At 47.2% G+C, this 19,181-nt stretch carries 16 protein-coding genes; 3 read left to right on the forward strand and 13 right to left on the reverse strand.

Annotation, left to right across the window (positions count from 1 at the left end):
* Positions 1-148 precede the first annotated feature (148 nt).
* From V756_RS0117610 to pcrB, 5 genes are all read right to left on the reverse strand, one after another.
* Positions 149-1,150: a phosphotransferase enzyme family protein gene (locus tag V756_RS0117610; RefSeq protein WP_024715830.1), complete on the reverse strand. Its 1,002-nt coding sequence runs from the start codon at positions 1,148-1,150 to the stop codon at positions 149-151.
* A 175-nt stretch (positions 1,151-1,325) separates the two neighbouring features.
* On the reverse strand, positions 1,326-2,516 hold the full coding sequence (locus V756_RS0117615) for a CamS family sex pheromone protein (protein WP_024715831.1): 1,191 nt from the start codon (positions 2,514-2,516) through the stop codon (positions 1,326-1,328).
* Between the two features lie 15 nt (positions 2,517-2,531).
* Positions 2,532-4,538, reverse strand: coding sequence for an NAD-dependent DNA ligase LigA (gene ligA / locus V756_RS0117620; protein ID WP_024715832.1), 2,007 nt, complete (start codon positions 4,536-4,538; stop codon positions 2,532-2,534).
* A 23-nt stretch (positions 4,539-4,561) separates the two neighbouring features.
* On the reverse strand, positions 4,562-6,781 hold the full coding sequence (gene pcrA, locus V756_RS0117625) for a DNA helicase PcrA (protein WP_024715833.1): 2,220 nt from the start codon (positions 6,779-6,781) through the stop codon (positions 4,562-4,564).
* A 61-nt stretch (positions 6,782-6,842) separates the two neighbouring features.
* Positions 6,843-7,529, reverse strand: a complete 687-nt coding sequence (gene pcrB / locus V756_RS0117630; RefSeq protein ID WP_024715834.1) for a heptaprenylglyceryl phosphate synthase — start codon at positions 7,527-7,529, stop codon at positions 6,843-6,845.
* Between the two features lie 243 nt (positions 7,530-7,772).
* Here pcrB and V756_RS0117640 point away from each other — a divergent pair, with 243 nt between their 5' ends.
* Positions 7,773-9,350 carry an FMN-binding glutamate synthase family protein gene (locus V756_RS0117640; RefSeq protein ID WP_024715835.1) on the forward strand — a complete coding sequence of 526 codons (1,578 nt, stop codon included), beginning with the start codon at positions 7,773-7,775 and terminating at the stop codon, positions 9,348-9,350.
* A gap of 35 nt (positions 9,351-9,385) precedes the next feature.
* On the opposite strand, the gene V756_RS0117645 is transcribed toward V756_RS0117640, so the two are convergent.
* The 3 genes from V756_RS0117645 to V756_RS0117655 are packed head-to-tail and all read right to left on the reverse strand — an operon-like array spanning position 9,386 to position 12,467.
* Positions 9,386-9,700 carry a YerC/YecD family TrpR-related protein gene (locus V756_RS0117645; RefSeq protein ID WP_003219429.1) on the reverse strand — a complete coding sequence of 105 codons (315 nt, stop codon included), beginning with the start codon at positions 9,698-9,700 and terminating at the stop codon, positions 9,386-9,388.
* Positions 9,701-9,702: 2 nt separating this feature from the next.
* On the reverse strand, positions 9,703-10,698 hold the full coding sequence (locus V756_RS0117650) for a DUF3048 domain-containing protein (protein ID WP_024715836.1): 996 nt from the start codon (positions 10,696-10,698) through the stop codon (positions 9,703-9,705).
* 26 nt (positions 10,699-10,724) lie between these two features.
* The gene (locus V756_RS0117655) at positions 10,725-12,467 is read right to left on the reverse strand and encodes an adenine deaminase (protein ID WP_024715837.1); all 1,743 of its coding nucleotides are present in this window, start codon (positions 12,465-12,467) and stop codon (positions 10,725-10,727) included.
* A gap of 127 nt (positions 12,468-12,594) precedes the next feature.
* Here V756_RS0117655 and V756_RS0117660 point away from each other — a divergent pair, with 127 nt between their 5' ends.
* On the forward strand, positions 12,595-12,828 hold the full coding sequence (locus V756_RS0117660; protein WP_024715838.1) for a YgaP family membrane protein: 234 nt from the start codon (positions 12,595-12,597) through the stop codon (positions 12,826-12,828).
* Between the two features lie 14 nt (positions 12,829-12,842).
* On the opposite strand, the gene V756_RS0117665 is transcribed toward V756_RS0117660, so the two are convergent.
* Positions 12,843-14,099, reverse strand: coding sequence for an APC family permease (locus V756_RS0117665; protein WP_024715839.1), 1,257 nt, complete (start codon positions 14,097-14,099; stop codon positions 12,843-12,845).
* A gap of 143 nt (positions 14,100-14,242) precedes the next feature.
* Between V756_RS0117665 and V756_RS0117670 the strand changes: the two genes are divergently transcribed.
* Positions 14,243-14,665, forward strand: coding sequence for an Lrp/AsnC family transcriptional regulator (locus V756_RS0117670; protein WP_024715840.1), 423 nt, complete (start codon positions 14,243-14,245; stop codon positions 14,663-14,665).
* Between the two features lie 35 nt (positions 14,666-14,700).
* Here the strand turns inward: V756_RS0117670 and purD are convergent, their stop codons facing one another.
* Genes purD through purM form a run of 4 tightly spaced genes read right to left on the reverse strand, consistent with a single transcriptional unit; the run spans position 14,701 to position 19,144 of the window.
* Entirely contained in the window at positions 14,701-15,969 is a 1,269-nt protein-coding gene (gene purD / locus V756_RS0117675) for a phosphoribosylamine--glycine ligase (protein ID WP_024715841.1), read from the reverse strand.
* 15 nt (positions 15,970-15,984) lie between these two features.
* Positions 15,985-17,523 (reverse strand): bifunctional phosphoribosylaminoimidazolecarboxamide formyltransferase/IMP cyclohydrolase, encoded by a 1,539-nt coding sequence (purH, locus tag V756_RS0117680; protein WP_024715842.1) that lies wholly within the window; start codon positions 17,521-17,523, stop codon positions 15,985-15,987.
* Entirely contained in the window at positions 17,502-18,107 is a 606-nt protein-coding gene (gene purN, locus V756_RS0117685) for a phosphoribosylglycinamide formyltransferase (protein WP_024715843.1), read from the reverse strand. The genes purH and purN overlap by 22 nt, the downstream gene beginning before the upstream one ends.
* A complete protein-coding gene (gene purM / locus V756_RS0117690) occupies positions 18,104-19,144 on the reverse strand; it encodes a phosphoribosylformylglycinamidine cyclo-ligase (protein WP_024715844.1) in 1,041 nt (346 codons plus the stop codon). Before purM ends, purN begins: the two co-directional genes overlap by 4 nt.
* Between the last annotated feature and the right edge of the window lie 37 nt (positions 19,145-19,181).

The following is a 19,181-nucleotide window of genomic DNA, read 5'->3' on the forward strand; positions in this document are numbered from 1 at the left end:
GTTTTAGGATTTTGTCATCTTTTTTCAGCGTGATTGAAAACCCTTGAAGTCTAGGAAGGACGAGCACCGATGCACAGGACTGACAACGAATGCAAGGGTTTGTCGACACGCTGAAGCCAATGGGACATGAATCTCATTGGCTTTTTATCTACATCAGTACAGAAAAATCAAATGCTGTGATCGGTGTGCGATTCTCTATATCTCTTCTGAAACCGGCCAGCATTTCTTTTTCCTCTTCTCCAATTGTGTTAAGGTCAAACATCTGATGCAGCAATCCGTAAATCAGCATATGGCGAAGGCGAAGGAAATCAGGTATCCTTTTCAGCCACGCAGGATCAAGATCATTTTCCTCCCAGTACCCTTTCATAAAATGCGTCATAAATTCCTCTGTAAACGCAGTTTTATCTTCATATGGCACAACCGGGTACCACAGCACATTGTAAAGGAGAATGCTGATATCGTTAATGAACCAATTGTAGCCGATATCGTCAAAATCAAATGCTGTGATTTTGCCATGATCCCAATGGAAATTCCCATGATGAAGGTCCGCGTGCACCAAGCCGTAGCTGTCGCGGCTTTTCGGCAGCCGCCGCAGTTCATTCATCAGAGAATCGGCTTGCTGAAACACCTTTGTCTGATCTTCAGGCACATACTTTCTCAGCTTCAATTGCTCCTCTTCATCCCATTCCTGTCTTTTAAAAGCGGGATTAGTCAGTTTGTAGCTTTTTGTCAGGCTGTGCATCTTACCTGTGTATTTGCCAAGCTCATAAAATAGCGTTTCATTCCAGTCCGATTCATCCACTTTCTGCCCAGGCGCTTTCTCATACACTCTCACTAAAAAGGCCCCGCCGTTTCCGTCCGGCACTTCTTCAACGTCTTTTCCGCTCAATGACGGGAGCGGTTTGGCAACTGAAAGTCCGCCTTTCGCCAGGTGACGGAGCCATTCCATCTCTCCCTTAATGTAATCAGTAGTTCTCCGAATGGTATGGGTAATCTTTAAAATATAAGATTGATTGTCTTTCATCCATTCATAAACATAGTTTTCCGCATCAGCCAGAAAACGCGCCTGCCCTTTTGAGAAACCGTATTTCACCGCTGCCTCTGCCAAAACCTGTTCTTCATGAAATATTTTTTTGATTTCTTTATGCACGTTTAACTTCCTTTCCTTACTATAGTTTTGATATCGACTATTTTCACACGAGTGCCAGCATCAACATACCTCCCCTTGATTTGTGTTTTAGCAGAAGCGGAAACACCTTCCTTTTCCTGTTAATTGTAACATAAAAAACCCTTGTGCCATATTGGCACAAGGGTTGCTTTGTTTATCAGTCATAAATGTGAACAGTCGGCTCTTTATCTCCCGCATTGCGGATAATGACCGCTTCCTGCCCGTCTGAGGAGGTGATGTTAACTTCGACATCAACTGAACCCTTGGAGTAGTAGTCCATCACTTCACCCGTTAAGAACTGGGTAAACGCGACAACTTCACTTTTTCCGTAAAATTGCATTGGGATGTCAATCTTTATTTTCTTCATTTCATCATTTTCATACAGCGCTGTACCGACAACGCCTGTGTAGTTCGGGAAATATTCTTCAATTGAGTTTTTGAAGCGCTTAAAGACCTCGGAATCATCCGGGTACTTTTCTGCTGTGGTTGTATCCGCCGGATAGAATACATATTTTTCATTGATGTCATCCCAATTTGAGATATCAGCAGAGCCTGCCTTGACCTCTGTTTTGGCGATGAAGTTCCCCGGCACAATCGATGTTTTTGACGCCTGTTTATAAAGCGCGACTGTGATCGGCACATTCTTCAAGTTGTCTTTTTTACGGAGGCGGTTAATGACCTCCTGTGCAATTTTTTCTCCTTGTTGGCGGAGCGTGCTTTCTTTAATCTCCACTTCTTTTTGAGGATCGCCTGTTTTTTCGCGATAATAATACACGGAGTTTAACGCCAGTCCGATCATCACACCGCCAAGCTGAATGGAATTCTTGTCTTTTCTGACTAAATAATCGTGCTCCAGCATGGAAGCTAAATAAACCGGGCTGCTTTGGTTCTTTTCTTCTGTTGAACCAGAGCTCGGAAGCGCTGGGTTCAAGCCTTCATTTTTAAAGTTTTTATCTGCTTTTTCGGCTTTTTTCAGATCAGAGCCTGTTTTTTTCCGTGCCAGCCAGCTTAATACAGTATCTTCATCTAAATATTGCCCTTCTTGGAACAGATAATCGTCAGTCGAGAAAGAATCTTGGGCAAGACGCATCAGCCCTGTTTCAAACTCATCAATGTCAAGTCTTGTATTCAGCTGTTCCGTTGTTAAGCCGCGCGCCTTTCCTGCCTTAAACGGCAGCACCATTTTGTAATAGGAGTCAGAGATGTTATATTTCGGGACAATCGCTTTTTCTGACGATTTCGCCGTCTTTTGTGTGATCTCCTCCTCCTTATTCCCCCCAAAACCTGACGAGCAGGCAGACAGCATTAACACTGCCGCCGTTGCCGCCATTACCAACGTCTTTTTCAATAGAAAACACTCCTCTTATTTCTTTAGCTCTCCCATTAACTGTTCTTCATTCCATACTTCAATGTTCAGCTCTTGCGCTTTTGTCAGCTTGCTTCCCGCCGCTTCTCCGGCGATGACCAAGTCTGTGTTTTTGCTGACGCTGCCGGTCAGTTTGCCGCCGAGCGCTTCGATTTGCGCTTTGGCATCGTTTCTTGACAGTTGTTCCAGCTTTCCTGTCAGAACAATGGTTTTACCCGCAAAGTAAGAATCGCTGTCCTCTGTTTTTACTTTTTTCGGGCCTTTGTAGAGTGTGTTTACGCCCAGCTCTTGAAGTTCATCGAGGAGTTCAAGCATTTCTTCTTTATGAAAATAAGTGATGACCGCGTCAGCCATTTTTTCACCGATTTCATCGATTGCGAGAAGTTCCTCTTTTGAGGCTTTTTTCAGGTTTTCAAGGCTTTCAAAATGCATGGCGAGCGTTTTGGCTGCCTTTGATCCGATAAAGCGGATGCCAAGACCGAACAGCAGACGCTCTAACGAATTTTCTTTTGACTTTTGGATAGAGCTGATCAGGTTTTCAGTGGACTTTTCGCCCATGCGTTCGAGCTGGATGACCTGTTCCTTCGTCAGCTTATACAAGTCCGCCACATTGTGGACAAGGTCTTCCTTAAACAGCTGTGTGATGACTCGCTCGCCGAGCCCGTCAATGTTCATGGCATTGCGGGAAACGAAATGGATCAGCCCTTCCCGGATTTGCGCCGGGCATTCCGGATTAATACAGCGAAGCGCCACTTCTCCTTCGATGCGGACGAGCTCACTGCCGCATTCAGGACACTCCGTTGGCATGCTGAATTCCTTTTCTTCTCCTGTCCGCTGTTCAACAAGGACATTCACGACTTCCGGAATGATATCGCCCGCTTTTTTGACGACGACTTTATCCAAAATCCGAATATCCTTCTCTTTAATTAAATCTTCGTTATGAAGGGATGCTCTTGAGACCGTTGTGCCGGCAACTTTTACCGGCTCCAATACCGCGGTCGGCGTAATCACACCCGTTCTGCCGACATTTAATTCGATATCGAGAAGCTTTGTTACAACCTCTTCAGCAGGAAATTTATACGCGATCGCCCAGCGCGGGCTTTTCGCGGTGAAACCAAGCTCCTCCTGCTGATCAAGAGAATCGACTTTAATGACAATGCCGTCAATTTCGTACGGGAGGTCAGCGCGCTTCGCCTGAAGCTCATCGATCAGCGCAATGACTTCCTCTATGCTGCCGCATTTCTTTCGTTCCTGATTCGTTTTAAATCCGATTTCGTCGAGAAAATCAAGCCCCTGGCTTTGTGTCTCCACACCCATCTCGTCAAGCTCCGCTATACTGTAGACGAAGATATCGAGGTTTCGTTTCGCCGCAATTTTCGGATCAAGCTGTCTGAGTGAGCCAGCGGCTGCATTTCGCGGATTGGCAAACGGTTCTTCTTCATTTCTGATCCGTTCCTCATTGAGCGCTTCAAACGAACGCTTCGGCATATACGCCTCTCCGCGCACTTCGATCGACAGCTTACGGTTCATTTTGAGGGGGATACTGCGGATCGTCTTCAGATTCTCCGTAATATCCTCCCCCGTCGTGCCGTCACCTCTTGTGGCCCCTCTGACAAAATAGCCGTCTTCATAACGGAGAGAAACAGCAAGACCGTCTATTTTCAGCTCCACATTATACGCCACATCGTCGCCGACGGCTTGGCGCACCCGGCGGTCGAAATCACGAAGATCATCAGCATTAAAGGCGTTGCCGAGACTAAGCATTGGCGTGCCGTGGGTGACTTTCTGAAACGCTTCAAGCACGGCACCGCCGACACGCTGCGTAGGAGAGTCAGGCGTTCTGAGGTCTGGGTGCTCCTCCTCGATCGCAATCAGCTCCTGCATCAATCTGTCGTATTCAGCATCAGGGACGCTCGGTTCATCTAAGGTGTAATATTCATAGCTATACTTGTTGATGGTGCGGCGCAGTTCATCTGCCCGCTGCTTCGCTGTTTCTTTGTCCATCTGTTTCTTCCTTTCCTCTTCAATTACTGCTTTTCAATAGGGGCAAATGCCGCTAACAGGCGTTTCACACCGACAGGGCTCGGGAAGGCAATATCGAGCTCCGTCCCTTCTCCTTCGCCTTTCACACTGACGACAGTTCCTGTCCCCCATTTTTTATGACCCGCTTTATCACCGACTGCCCAGTTTAAGGTGTCGCCGCCTGTTTTGCTGGCGTACGATACCGGACGTGAAACAGGGCCGCGTCTCGGCTGCATTTTTCTCGCGGATGGCGCTCTCGTTTCTTTTTTCTCATTTAGGTTTTCCAATAAATCATCCGGTATTTCAGCAATAAAGCGAGATTCCGGGTTCATATTTGTTCGGCCAAACAAAGTGCGCATTTTGGCGTTGGTCAGATAAAGCTCCTGTTCCGCTCTTGTAATCCCAACGTAAGCAAGGCGGCGTTCTTCTTCCATTTCCGCTTCCTCCATTAATGAACGGCTGTGCGGGAAGACACCTTCTTCAAGCCCCATCAAGAAAACAACCGGGAATTCCAGTCCTTTTGCGGCGTGCAGTGTCATCAGGGTGATTGCATCCTTGCCGCCGGACTCCTCTTCTTTCTGATCAAGCTGATCGATGTCTGCGATCAGCGCCAAATCTGTGAGGAACGCAACGAGTGTCTTGTCTTCGCTTTTCTGTTCAAAGTTTTTCGTTACGGACAGGAACTCGTCAATGTTTTCTAAACGGCTTTGGGCTTCGATTGATTTCTCAGCCTTGAGCATTTCTCTGTATTCCGTCTTATCAAGAATTTCTTCCGTCAGCTCTGTAATCGATAAATAATCCTGCATATTGGTGAGGTTCTCAATCATCTGCCTGAAGCTGTCGAGCGCGTTGGCCGCCTTGGCACTGACACCGATAAAATCGACCTGCTGAATCGCTTGGAAAAAGGACACGCCGTTCATCGCCGCATATGAAGCGATTTTTTCAAGTGATGTCGCGCCGACTCCGCGCTTGGGCACATTAACAATGCGCGTAAAACTGATATCGTCATCCGGATTGGATACGAGGCGCAGGTACGCGAGAATATCTTTAATTTCTTTTCTGTCATAGAACTTTGTGCCGCCGACAATGTTATAGTTCAAACCCGCTTTGAGAAGCGTTTCCTCAATCACACGGGATTGCGCGTTTGTCCGGTACAAAATGGCGATATCCGACAGCTTTCGCTTGCCTGTGCTGTAAAGCTGATGAATTTTACCGGCCACAAACTGCCCCTCGCCGAACTCATTATCTCCGCGGTAATAGGAAATTTTGATGCCTTCATCGTTTTCCGTCCACAAATTTTTCGGTTTTCGGTTTGAGTTGTTTTTAATGACCTCATTAGCCGCCCGCAAAATCCGTTTTGTTGAACGGTAGTTTTGTTCAAGCAAAATCACGCTTGCATTCGGATAATCTTTTTCAAAAGAAAGGATGTTGGCGATATCCGCGCCGCGCCATCTATAGATCGACTGGTCGGAGTCCCCGACAACGCAAAGGTTCTGGAAACGTTCCGCAAGCTGTTTGACGAGCATGTATTGGGCTCTGTTCGTATCTTGATACTCATCGACGTGAATATACTGGAATTTGCGCTGATAAAATTCAAGCACTTCCGGCACACGGTCAAACAGTTTAATCGTCGTCATAATTAAATCGTCGAAATCGAGCGATTGGTTTTTCAAAAGCTTCTTCTGGTAATCTGTGTATACATCGCTGACGACCTGATCGTAGTAGCCGCCGGCAACTTTAGAGAATTCCTCCGGTTCGGTCAATTCGTTTTTCGCACTGCTGATCGTGCCGAGGATGCTTCTCGGGTCAAACTTCTTCGGATCAATATTGCGCTCCTTCAAAATCCCCTTAATTACTGAAAGCTGGTCAGCCGTATCAAGAATGGAGAAATTGCGGTTGATCCCGATCCGGTCGATATCTCTGCGCAAGATCCGCACGCACATGCTGTGGAATGTGGAAATCCAGATATCGTCCGCGCCGGGTCCGAGGATGCTTTCCACACGTTCTTTCATTTCGCGCGCCGCTTTATTTGTAAATGTGATCGCCAGAATGTTCCACGGCGCCACATGCTTTTCCGCCATTAAGTAAGCGATTCTGTGTGTCAGGACACGCGTCTTTCCGCTTCCCGCTCCCGCCATCAGCAAAAGAGGCCCGTCCGTTGTTTTGACAGCTTCCTGCTGAACGGGGTTTAATCCGCTTAGTAATTGATTGCTAATATAATTCAAAATTCGTTCACCCGCCTATACAAAACATATGTTCTATCATAAACCAAATCCGTACAATTTACTACTCGCCTTTTACAGCCGCTACTGTTTTCAAAGCCCGGTCAAAATCTTCATACACCGCATTGCCCACAACGATCACGTCGGCATGCTCTGCATATTGCTTTGCCGTTTCCGCATCCTTGATGCCGCCGCCGTAAAACAGGGTGGAGGTTTCCAATACAGCCTTCGTTTTCTTCACGGCTTCTATGTCGCCAAGCATGCCGCTGTATTCCAAATAAAAAATGGGAAGCTGCAGCAGCTCAGATACACGCGCATACGCGGCAATATCGTCAATGCTCAGATCAGCATCTGCTTCAGTCAATGCCGCGGCTTTGCAATCCGGATTTGCGATGCAGTACCCTTCCGCCGCGATTTCTTCCATTGACATCAGTTCACCGTATTCCTTCATGGCTTTCTGATGCATGCCGACAATCCAGTCCGCGTTTTTACTATTTAATACACTCGGAATAAAATATAAGTCAAATCCGGGAACGATCGCTTCAATCGCTGACACCTCAAGGACACACGGCACCAAAAACCGTCTCACCTTAGACATCATCCGCAGGACATTGTCCTCTGTCACACCATCGCTTCCTCCGATAATGACCGCATCCGTTCCCGATTCACAAAGAATCTCCAGCTGTTCATCAGGCAAATCTTTATTTGGATCAAGCTTAAAGACATGCTTCCACTCCGTTACATCGTACACGTCATACGTTCCTCCATTCGTTTGTTACCATTTAAACATTATAACAAATTCACATAGCGCGGAAAAACGGAAAAAGCCGTTAATCTCGTTATTCACTGAAAAAGGTGTTTTGATTCTTTTTTCATAAAAAAGAGAGCTGCCGAAAGCTTTTAAACGCTTCAAGGTCTAGGTAAAAGATTCTTCTGTTATTGTTTGGAAGGCATTCAACTGTGGAAATGGTTACATAAAAAAGGAGACTGACTGATGGAAACGATTATCATTGCACTCATCGCATTTATCATCGGGATCATTGTCATCCCCATCATGTTGTTTGTCTGGCTCTACATAAAGGATGAAAAACAGCAGGAGCACTCAATCCTTCGCAACTATCCCGTCATCGGCAGGTTCCGGTATATCCTTGAAAAAATCGGACCTGAGCTCAGACAGTATTTATACAGCAATGACAATGAGGAGCAGCCTTTTTCACGAAAGGAATATGAGCAAACTGTCATCTCGGGCAAATACAAAAGCAGAATGATGGGCTTTGGATCTGTAAGAGATTTTGACAAACCGGGCTATTTTATCCGTAACGCCCTGTTTCCGAAACAAAAAGAGGAATTGCGTGTCAATCAAACACCTAAAATTGATACCCAAATCTATCACCTTGATGCTGACAATCTGTTCAGACGCAAGGAACACGCCGAACACATCAAAGCCGATCCGTTTTTCCTCCACCCTGATGATGTACAGGTGATCGGCGGGCATACATGCGAGAAGCCTTTTTATGTGAAAGGATTAGTCGGCCAGTCTGCCATGAGCTACGGTTCCCTTGGAGAACGGGCAATTACGGCACTCTCAAAAGGGCTTCATCAAGCTGGCGGCACATGGATGAATACAGGTGAAGGGGGTTTATCTGAGTATCATGTAAAGGGCGGCGCCGATATCATTTGCCAAATCGGGCCGGGCCTTTTTGGCGTACGCAAAAGAAACGGAGAATTTTCGTGGGAGGAGTTTAAAAGAAAAAGCAGGCTTGACCAAATTAAAGCGTTTGAGCTGAAGCTGGCGCAAGGAGCTAAAACCCGCGGCGGCCATGTGGACGGCGCCAAGGTATCAGAGGAAGTGGCAGACATTCGGAATGTCGAACCAGGAAAGTCGATTGACAGCCCGAACCGCTTTCATGAATTTTCAAGCGTTCCTAGCATGCTCGACTTTATTGAGAAACTTAGAGATGTCGGACAAAAGCCGGTCGGAATCAAACTTGTCGCTGGCCATCCAGACGAATTGCACGAGCTTTTTTCTTATATGAAGAAAAGCGGAAAGCATCCGGATTTTATCACGATTGACGGAAGCGAAGGCGGTACCGGCGCTTCCTTTTACGAGCTGGCTGACACTGTCGGCCTTCCGATTATGACAGCCCTCCCTATTGTGGATACGCTTCTTAGACAATACGGCTTGCGCAGCCACCTGAAAATCTTTGCTTCCGGCAAGCTCCTGACTCCTGACAAAATCGCGGTCGCATTAGCTCTCGGCGCTGATTTTGTTAACATTGCACGCGGCATGATGTTTTCGGTCGGCTGCATCCGCGCGCTCGTGTGCCACACCAACACTTGTCCGGCGGGTGTGGCGACAACAGATCCAAAACTGCAAAAAGCACTGAGCGTTGAGGAAAAACAGCACCGTGTTTGCAACTACGTCATTTCACTGCGCGAGGGACTGTTTAACCTCGCAGCCGCAGCCGGGATCCATTCGCCGGTCTGCTTTTCCAAAGAGCATGTTGTCTATCGAAAAGAGGATGGCAGCATCGTTGATATCGACAAACTCATTCATCAATTTGTTTCATAAGAAAACCGCCCTTGCCGAACGGCAGGGCGGTTTTTTTATTTAGAAGAAGACTCAGTTTCGGTTTCCTTCACACGGTCAAGCGCCATTTCATAAGCGTCATTTCCGTAATTTAAGCAGCGTTTCACACGGGAAATCGTAGCCGTGGAAGCGCCTGTTTCTGTTTCAATCTTATGGTACGTGTTTCCTTCGCGAAGCATGCGCGCCACTTCAAGGCGCTGAGCCAGCGATTGAATTTCGTTAATTGTGCAAAGATCATCGAAGAACCGGTAACATTCCTCCAAGTCTTTCAGCGATAAGATTGAGTTGAATAACTGGTCCAATTCTTTGCCGCGTAATTTATCGATTTGCATCGTTACACACCTTCTCCTTTACTAATGGAAGCCGCATCGAGATCAGGCACGATATTAATCCAAGTCTTTCCTGGCACAAACGGCAGCCATTTGCCGTCTTTCACCGGCACAATTCTTCCGTTTACTTGTTTCCAGTCTGTTTCAATGACGTTTCCGTGCTGAAACAACAGACCTTTTCCCCCTGATTCCAGGTCGATGTCCCGCCTTCCATCTTGATCAATAGTACGATGGCTGGCTTCAACAATGAAAATATTTTGCATTGCAACCGGCTTTCCGGTTTCCCGGTCTGTCGTTATGACACCATCAGAGCTTCTTGTATACGCTTCAGCTTTTTTATCATAATTGTATTCGACAAGATTTGTAACGTTCTTTGTTCCATAATCTACCCGAACATTATAAGATTCATTTGCAGGTTTTGCTTCTGATGTTTGAAACAGCAGCGGATCTGTTTTCCGCTTCAGCTCATATCCCTTTTGCTCCGCCGCCTTTTTTATGTACTCATAAGACGTGTAGGAATTGTGGGGCGGTTTGCTGAAATCAGCTCTCCAAAATAAGCTTCCGTCAAAATCCAATCCGTTCATATAATCGGCAGCTCCGGATTCAAGCTGCTCTTTGGCGCCGGGACTCCAGCCGTGATGGACAAATATGCTGTCAAAACCATTGCTGAGAGTGACGAAATATTCCCGCGCGCTCCGCACAGGTCCGACAGTTTCAGGCATCTGGCTTTGGAAAATAGCCAGAAATCTTGTAATTTGCCCTTCGGCAAGGGCCTCTATGACAATGTCGGCTTTAGACAGTCCTGATTGCGGCCTCGCCTTCGGGTGATTGTTCACCACAACAGCAACAGGCCGGCGTTCAGTCACCTTCTGTTCAGTCTCCAGTCCCGTCAAAGGAGCTTTCGGCTTCTTTGCAGATTCCGGGACAGCATCCTTCTGCTGGCAGGATACAAGCAGAAAAAACACGAAACACAGCACGTAAACTGTCAACCATTTTTTCATATGTCGGCTCCCCGCTCTTTTATATTTTAACGCATTATCGACGGAAAGAGTACAGTTTTTTTCATGACGTCGAAGATTCCTCTCGGCGTAATGCGTATATATGGAAGGTGTGTACTTTGCAAAAAGAGCAGCGTATAGACGGGATCGCAAAATTGATAGCCTCTATCTGCCAAAAGATCTCTCAGCTTTTGTTCCTTCTCAAGCACGTCTTCATACGCTTCCGAAGCGGCGCAGCCGCACAGCGCAAGCGGAAGTTCATACAGAATTTTTCCGTTTTCCGCTAGAACGATTCCTCCCCCGATTTCTTTCATGCGAGCGAAAGCGAGCAGCATATCCGCTTTGTTTTTTCCGATCGCGACAATATCGCCTGTCGTCGTAAAGGAGCTCACAAATCCCTGCACGCTTGAGGCAAAGCCTTTTATCATCGTATTGACGCGCCATTTCCCATGTTTATCAAGCATTGCCAAATAACTTTCATCATGGTCAAACGAGAGCTGTTCCATCGAATTGTCGATCTCAATCATATACGGCTCCATGATCACCTCATTCCGCATTTTCACGCCCATCGGCATCGAAAACTGCAAATCATCCATCGTCATATCATATGAAAGCTCCAGCGGGACAAGACCGCCTTTGTTCCAGTCCGTTTTTGTAAACGCCTTCATATTACAGCCGTCCTTACGAAGAATGATCCCTTTTGACAGCACGGTCACGGGATTCGGATTTAACGGATCTTCAAGTATGTTCAGTGACGCCAGTCTTCCCGGTCCGGCCACACCTAAATAATCATCCATTTGATAATACTTTGCAATATTAAACGATGCCATATTGTAGGCATCGATTGCCGGAACTCCTTCTTCTAACGCGATGCGGATCAGCTCGTTTGTCATGCCGTTTTTATAAAAATTCGGCGTCGCGCCGTCTGTCGTGTAAAAGAAGTGGTCATAATAGCGGAAGCCCTTCTCATGCAGCTCCTGCAAGATCTTTCTCATATCAGGGCGAATAGAAGAATTCCGAAGGGAAACATAGTAGCCCAGTTCCAGCCTTCTCATCACATCCTCGCCTGTCATTGCTTCATGATCACAATCAGCTCCGAACAGTTTCATTTTTGTAAGCGTTTTATCCGAAGCGCCGGGAAAATGGCCTTCAATGCGTTTCCGCAGCTTCTTTGTAGCTTGCATGCAGTGAAGCATTAAATCGTCACCATCCACCAAACGGGGCCATCCGGTCATTTCACCGCCTTGAATGACATCCGGATGTTCAATCCACTGCTTTCTGACATCAAACGGAAGAACCTGATCCTCGTTCCGAACTTCGGTTTGGAGGTCATAGCGTGACCACCAAAAATACTGAACAGGCTGCTTTTTAAGTTCATTCAAAATCGTAAGCGCTTTCTTTTTTCCGCTTTGTAAAAGCAAAAATAAGTTATCATTCACGAATGTCGTTGTTCCATATTGAGACACATATTCCGCCAGCGTTTGGGGATTATATATTTGAAAAGGATGTGCGTGCGGTTCGATATACCCTGGCACAATGTATTTTCCTTCACAATCAATCGTATGAATTTCTTCGGCTCTATTCGGAAGTTCATGACCCACATAAACAATGCGGTCCTGATAAATCCAAATGTTTTTTTTCAGCCATTGTTTTACATATGGATTTAAGACGAGAGCATTCCGTAAAAGGAGCGTTGGAAGCAGCTTTGAGTCTACAACATCAACCTGTGCCCTGATGTCTTTGTTTTTCCAGTTAAAGGTTCGTTCGGACATTCACATACTCTCCTTTACATGTATTAGACTCATGGTATCACATCCTTCCTCATCTCGCACGGTAAAAACGTTACAAATTTTTGAAGGTCCAGTTAAAAAACTTTTAAGCGAAAAGGAGCAGATTTCCATGAAGCCAAACATCAGTCTCATCAATGCCGTCTTCAGAATCGCCTGCGGACTGACGGTTATGTCAGCCGCCAGCGCAAAGTTTACGAAAAAACCTTGGTGCAGAATGCATCTCTTTTACATCTTTATGGGGGCAATGAAAGCAGGTTCGGGAATCCTGCGCTTCTGTCCTGTGACCTACATGTTCCAAAACAGCGCTTCCAGCCATAACGAACAGGAGCACCAAAACAGATAAACAAAAAAGCTTGCTCACGATTCGTGAGCAAGCTTTTTCTTTATATAGAGATACCCTGCGGCCCCCAGTACTGCCGGATAAAGGAGTGCCCAGCCGCTGAATGAGTAAATCACTGCACACGCCGCAAACGCCCCGAGCGCCAGCCACCAGCCTGAATCTCTCCAGCTCAGCAGCTTCAGCGCTGCTGCCATTGTCCATATGTAAGATGCGATAAAAGCCGCACTCGGTCCTTTTAACAGAGTCGTCAAATCGATTTGAAACAGGCTATGCGATATCAGCACTAAACCAAACACTGCGGCCAGCGCTGTCAATACACGGATAGGCGTATGATTTGTCTTGCCGAGTTTTCCGAAATAGACGGGAATGTGCCCTTCTCTCGCCAATGCGTACACCATTCTGGAAAAACCCGCAATATTGGCGTGAATAGTCACGAATGTGATAAACAGCGCTAAACATACTGTTACATATACGCCGCTTTCCCCAGCTCCTTTTGATATGAGCATGGCAAGCGATGCGATTTCTCCATTTTCTCCATAAGAATGAGTCCCTATCGTCACAAATGACAGCAGGATGTACAGCCCTGCCACACAAGCCGCTCCCAAGAACAAGCTGATTGGGACATCTTTTTCAGGACGATGAAATTCCTCAGCCAATGGGGTAATCATTTCCCAGCCTACAAATGAGAAAAAAATCATCACAGAAACAGATCCCGCGGCAGGCCAGCCATGCGGAAGAAACGGCTGAAATTCTGCTGCTTTGACATGAGGCAATGACACGGCAACCGAAGCGACAAGAAGAAATACGATGACACACATGACGAGTGTACTGATGTTCGCGGATAGTTGAATGCCTCTCATATGAAGCAAAATTGAGACAATCAGCATGCAGCCCGCGATCAAAGTAATCTGCCAATCGGAAGCCTTTGTGATGTAACTGATGTAATGCGCGCCAGTCAAAGCGATGATGGGAACGCCGATCGGAACGGACCCTAACATGATCCAGCCCAAAACCGTTCCGGCTTTTTTCTGAAAAGCCAGCTGCACATAAGCTGTAATTCCTCCCGCACTGGGCGCTATTTTCACAAGCCGGGCCAGCGTGCCGACAAGAAGAAAAGATAAGAAAGACATGAACACCCAAACAAATAAAGAAGCGGGACCGGCTGCGTCAGCTGTGACCGACGGCAGAATTAATATTCCGCAGCCTAAAACGGCACCAATCGTTAACGCCGTCCCTTGTATCCAAGTAATCGAACGCTGTAACTCTGGCAACATGATGCCTCCTCTCCCATTGATGGCTTTATTATAGGAAAAATAAGACGGCACCCATATGCTACAATGAAGGTAAATCAACAGCATCACCTTATGATGAAAGGAATTTTCATTCATTCGCCTAAATATGTAAAGGAGCCAGACAAATGGACGATACAGACCTTCAAATTCTCTCGCATTTGCAGCGAAATGGCAGATTAACGATGGTTGAGCTGGGAAAGCTTGTCGGACTCAGCTCGCCAAGCGCGGCGGAACGGGTCCGGAAGCTGGAAGACAAAGGAGTGATTACCGGGTACAGCGCGAAAATCTGTTACGAAAAACTAAACAAGCATGTCACCGCTTTTATCCTGATGGAGCCGAAAAGCTGCAAACACTACGCAGCTTTTGCCACAGCGCACCCGGATGTTGCTGAAAATCACCGCATTACAGGGATGTACAGCTATGTGACAAAAGTGGTGACAGAATCGGTACATACGCTTGAGGATTTTATTGACGCCTCGATGGCCCATGGCAAACCGACCACACTTGTTGTGCTTTCTTCCTCCGCTCAGCACCCCGCTTTTGTATAACAAAAAACCCGCAGCTTAATCTGCGGGTTTTGCACTTATTTTTGAGCAGCCTTTAAAGCGCGTGCCCCAATGTCTTTTCTGAAAAAGAGTCCTGGCTTGATGATCTCATCAACCGCTTTGTACACTCGGTCTCTCGCCGCTTCAAACGTTTCATCAAAAGCCGTCACATTGGCGACGCGGCCGCCGTCTGTGACGAACTCCCCGCCTTCTGCTTTTGTTCCGGCGTGGAAGACCACAACCTGCTCAGTCTCTGCTGCAAGGCTTCCGATCGGCGTGCCTTTCGCGTAGCTTTCCGGATATCCCTCTGAAGCAAGAACAACACTCACTGCCGCGGTATCCTTCCATTTCAAGTCGACTTCCTTATCATCTAAAAGATCAAGAAGCACCTGTACCAGATCAGATTCCATGCGCGGAACCACGACCTGTGTTTCCGGATCGCCAAAGCGGGCATTAAACTCGATGACCTTCGAGCCGTTTTTAGTGAGCATCAATCCCGCGTACAAAACGCCAGTGAAGGAACGGCCTTCTTCTACCATGGCTTTTGCGGCGGGCTTGACGATGGTTTCTACTGCATGGCGGACCGTTTCTTCCGAAATTTGCGGAACTGGCGAGTAGGCGCCCATGCCGCCTGTATTCGGGCCTTTGTCTCCGTCAAACGCCCGCTTGTGATCCTGGGCAATGACCATTGGATACACTTTTTCCCCTTTGACAAATGCCATCAGAGAAAACTCTTCACCAGACAGAAATTCTTCAATAACAACAGACGCGCTTGCATCACCGAACTTTTCATCCTCAAGAAAATCATGCAGGCATGCGATAGCTTCTTCTTCTGTCATGGCAACCGTTACGCCTTTTCCAGCTGCAAGCCCATCTGCTTTGATGACAATCGGAGCGCCTTTTTCCTGCACATATGCCTTTGCTTCTTCAAAGGACGTAAACGTATCGTATTCTGCGGTCGGAATGTCGTATTTTTTCATTAAATCCTTAGCAAACTGTTTGCTTCCTTCGATGATGGCAGCGGCTTTTGACGGACCAAACACACGCAGACCCGCTTTTTCGAACTCATCCACCAGACCTTCAATTAAAGGCACCTCAGGGCCGACAATGGTCAGGCCGACTTGATTTTCTTTTGCAAACGAGACAAGCCCGGCGTGGTCGTTTTCCTCAATGTTTACAAGCTGTGCGGAAGCTGCCATGCCGTCATTTCCAGGAGCGGCAAATACATTCTCAACGAGGCTGCTTTGCGCTGCCTTCCATGCCAGCGTATGTTCTCTTCCGCCTTTACCGATAATGAATACATTCACGTCGTTTTCATCCCCTTAATGTTTGAAGTGTCTGATGCCGGTGAATACCATGGCAATACCGTATTCATCCGCTTTTTTGATGGAATCCTCATCGCGCACAGATCCCCCCGGCTGAATAATAGCCGTAACGCCAGCTTTTGCCGCTTCTTCAACCGTATCCGGCATCGGGAAAAATGCATCAGATCCTAGCGCGCTGCCCTTCGCTTTTTCTCCTGCTTGCTCAATTGCGATTTTTGCCGATCCGACGCGGTTCATTTGGCCCGCTCCCACACCGGCTGTCATGTTGTCCTTCGCGAGAACAATCGCATTTGATTTCACATGCTTGACGACTTTCCAAGCAAGCTTCAAGTCTTCCCATTCTTGCTCGTTCGGCTCTCTTTTTGTCGGGATGCTGATCTCCGCATCATCGAAGCCGTGCATATCTAAATCTTGAATGAGCAGTCCGCCTTGAACGGAAGTCAGCTGTTTTTCCTTTTGAACGGCAGCAGTCACATCAAGCGTCAGCAGACGAAGATTTTTCTTCGCAGTCAGGATGTTAAGCGCTTCTTGACTGAATGAAGGCGCAATGATGATTTCTAAGAAAATGCTGTGAAGCACTTCGGCAGTTGCCTTATCCACTTCACGGTTCAGCGCGATAATGCCGCCGAAGATCGATGTTTTATCCGCTTCAAACGCTTTGTCAAACGCTTCTGCGATCGTTTTTCCTGTCCCTACACCGCACGGATTCATATGCTTCACGGCCACCGCAGCCGGCTCAGTGAATTCACGAACAATTTGAACTGCCGCGTCCGCGTCTTTAATGTTGTTGTAAGAAAGCTCTTTTCCGTGGAGCTGTTCCGCTTGCGCAATGGAGCCTTTGACAGGAAGAGCCGTTTGATAGAATGTCGCTTCCTGATGCGGGTTTTCTCCGTAGCGAAGCGATTGTTTTTTCTCGAATGTCACGGTGAACTGCTCTGGTTCTTTTTCACCGACAACATCTGTCAGATAGTCAGCGATCAGCGCATCATACGCCGCAGTATGACGGAATACTTTTGCCGCCAGCTCGCGTTTTTTCTGAAGTGATACGCCGCCCTCTTCTTTGATTTGATTCAGCACTGGGCTGTAATCCGCCGGATCGACGATAACCGTCACATCTTGATGGTTTTTGGATGCCGCACGCAGCATGCCCGGTCCGCCGATGTCGATGTTTTCAATCGCTTCTTCATATGTGACATCTTCTTTAGAAATCGTTTCTTTAAATGGATAAAGGTTGACGACTACGAGGTCAATCGGCTGAATCCCGTGTTTATTGATCTGCGCCATATGCTCTTCATTGCCGCGTACCGCCAGAAGGCCGCCATGAATATTCGGATGAAGTGTTTTCAGCCGTCCGTCCATAATTTCAGGAAAGCCTGTCACTTCAGAAATTCCGATGACATTCACACCGTTTTCTTGAAGAAGCTTTTTCGTTCCGCCTGTTGAGATGACTTCAACGCCAAGCTCTGTTAATTCTTTTACGAAAGGAACGAGATTTGTTTTATCTGAAACACTGATTAATGCACGTTTAATGGCCATGCCTTTTCACCTCTGTTATTTAATCCTAATAGCTGTTTAATCACACTTGGATACCATTTATGCTCAAGCCTGTGAATCTGCTGTTCAATTGTTTCCAACGTATCGCTTTCAGCAATTTCGATTGCCTTTTGAGCGATGATCGGGCCTGTATCCATTCCTTCATCGACATAATGCACGGTAATCCCTGCAACCTTCACACCCGCGCGATACGCCTGTCCGACTGCGTCGATCCCCGGAAACGCGGGAAGAAGCGACGGGTGAATATTGATGATTTTTCCTCCGTATGCCTGAAGCAGCGTATCACCGATCAGCCTCATATAGCCGGCAAGAACAATCATTTCAGCGTCATGCAGATGAAGCTGTTCAATAATCGCCCGCTCAAATGCGGCCTTGTTTTCGTATGACTTCGGCTCAAATGCAAAGGATGGAATTTGGTGCTCTTCCGCTCGTTCGATGACTTTCGCCTGCGGTTTGTCGCAAACGAGAAGCGATACGGACGCATCCCAGTTCTCCTCTTTCATCCGCGTGACGATGGCTTCGAAGTTTGAACCGTTCCCGGATGCAAATACAGCGAACTTTTTCATGAAAGTGCCGCACCGCCGAATGTGACGCCTTCGCCCTGTTTCACACGCCCGATCAAATAGGCTTTTTCGCCATGGCTTTCAAGTGTGCCGATCACATCTGTCAAATGCTCCTCTTTGACTGCCAAAACAAAGCCAATCCCCATATTAAAGACGTTAAACATGTCTTCTTCCTTCAGCTTTCCATACTCTTGCAGGAAAGAGAAAATCGGCGGGATCGGCCATGAGCCGTGATCGATTTCCGCGCTTAAGCCTGCTGGAAGCATGCGCGGGATATTTTCGATAAATCCTCCGCCTGTGACGTGCGCCATGCCGTCAATTTTTCCGCTTTTCACCGCAGCAAGCACCGGCTTCACGTAAATTCTTGTCGGTTCAAGCAGCTCCTCGCCGAGCGGACGGTCAAACGGTTCGTATGTTGCATCAAGATCCAGCACCGCATCGTCCAGAAGCACTTTTCTCACAAGGGAAAATCCGTTGCTGTGAAGACCGCTGGAGCTGAGGCCGATCAAAAGATGGCCCTCCTCGATGTTTTCACCCGTCACGATTTCGTCCTTTTCCACTACTCCGACTGAGAAACCGGCAATATCGTATTCATCAGCGGTATATAGTCCCGGCATTTCAGCCGTCTCGCCGCCGACTAAGGCTGAACCTGACTGCTCACAGCCGTCCGCCACACCTTGTACGATTTGCTCTATTTTCACAGGTTCAGCTTTGCCGACCGCTAAATAATCAAGGAAAAACAGCGGCTCTGCACCTTGTGCCAACACGTCATTGACACACATTGCAACAGCGTCCACGCCAATCGTGTCATGCTTATCCATGGAAAAAGCAAGCTTTAATTTTGTGCCGACACCGTCCGTTCCCGAAATTAAAACGGGTTTTTGATAAGGTAACTCAGACAGGTCAAACATGCCGCCAAAGCCGCCAAGACTGCCCATAACGCCAAGCCGTTTTGTGCGCTCCACATGTTTTTTCATTCGTTTTACAGCTTCATATCCGGCTTCGATGTCAACTCCTGCGTTTTTATATGCTTCAGACATCCTATTCACTCCTTTAAGGCGCTTTTCAAAATATCTC

This window comes from Bacillus tequilensis KCTC 13622 (assembly GCF_000507145.1).
Taxonomy (GTDB): domain Bacteria; phylum Bacillota; class Bacilli; order Bacillales; family Bacillaceae; genus Bacillus; species Bacillus tequilensis.

What these genes read in the sequence shown, in the direction of transcription:
- ligA (WP_024715832.1), bottom strand. Translation starts at nt 4,538, where the DNA reads ATGGACAAAGAAACAGCGAAGCAGCGGGCAGATGAACTGCGCCGCACC.
- V756_RS0117640 (WP_024715835.1), top strand. Translation starts at nt 7,773, where the DNA reads ATGGAAACGATTATCATTGCACTCATCGCATTTATCATCGGGATCATT.
- V756_RS0117645 (WP_003219429.1), bottom strand. Translation starts at nt 9,700, where the DNA reads ATGCAAATCGATAAATTACGCGGCAAAGAATTGGACCAGTTATTCAAC.
- V756_RS0117650 (WP_024715836.1), bottom strand. Translation starts at nt 10,698, where the DNA reads ATGAAAAAATGGTTGACAGTTTACGTGCTGTGTTTCGTGTTTTTTCTG.
- V756_RS0117655 (WP_024715837.1), bottom strand. Translation starts at nt 12,467, where the DNA reads ATGTCCGAACGAACCTTTAACTGGAAAAACAAAGACATCAGGGCACAG.
- V756_RS0117660 (WP_024715838.1), top strand. Translation starts at nt 12,595, where the DNA reads ATGAAGCCAAACATCAGTCTCATCAATGCCGTCTTCAGAATCGCCTGC.
- V756_RS0117665 (WP_024715839.1), bottom strand. Translation starts at nt 14,099, where the DNA reads ATGTTGCCAGAGTTACAGCGTTCGATTACTTGGATACAAGGGACGGCG.
- V756_RS0117670 (WP_024715840.1), top strand. Translation starts at nt 14,243, where the DNA reads ATGGACGATACAGACCTTCAAATTCTCTCGCATTTGCAGCGAAATGGC.
- purH (WP_024715842.1), bottom strand. Translation starts at nt 17,523, where the DNA reads ATGGCCATTAAACGTGCATTAATCAGTGTTTCAGATAAAACAAATCTC.
- purN (WP_024715843.1), bottom strand. Translation starts at nt 18,107, where the DNA reads ATGAAAAAGTTCGCTGTATTTGCATCCGGGAACGGTTCAAACTTCGAA.
- purM (WP_024715844.1), bottom strand. Translation starts at nt 19,144, where the DNA reads ATGTCTGAAGCATATAAAAACGCAGGAGTTGACATCGAAGCCGGATAT.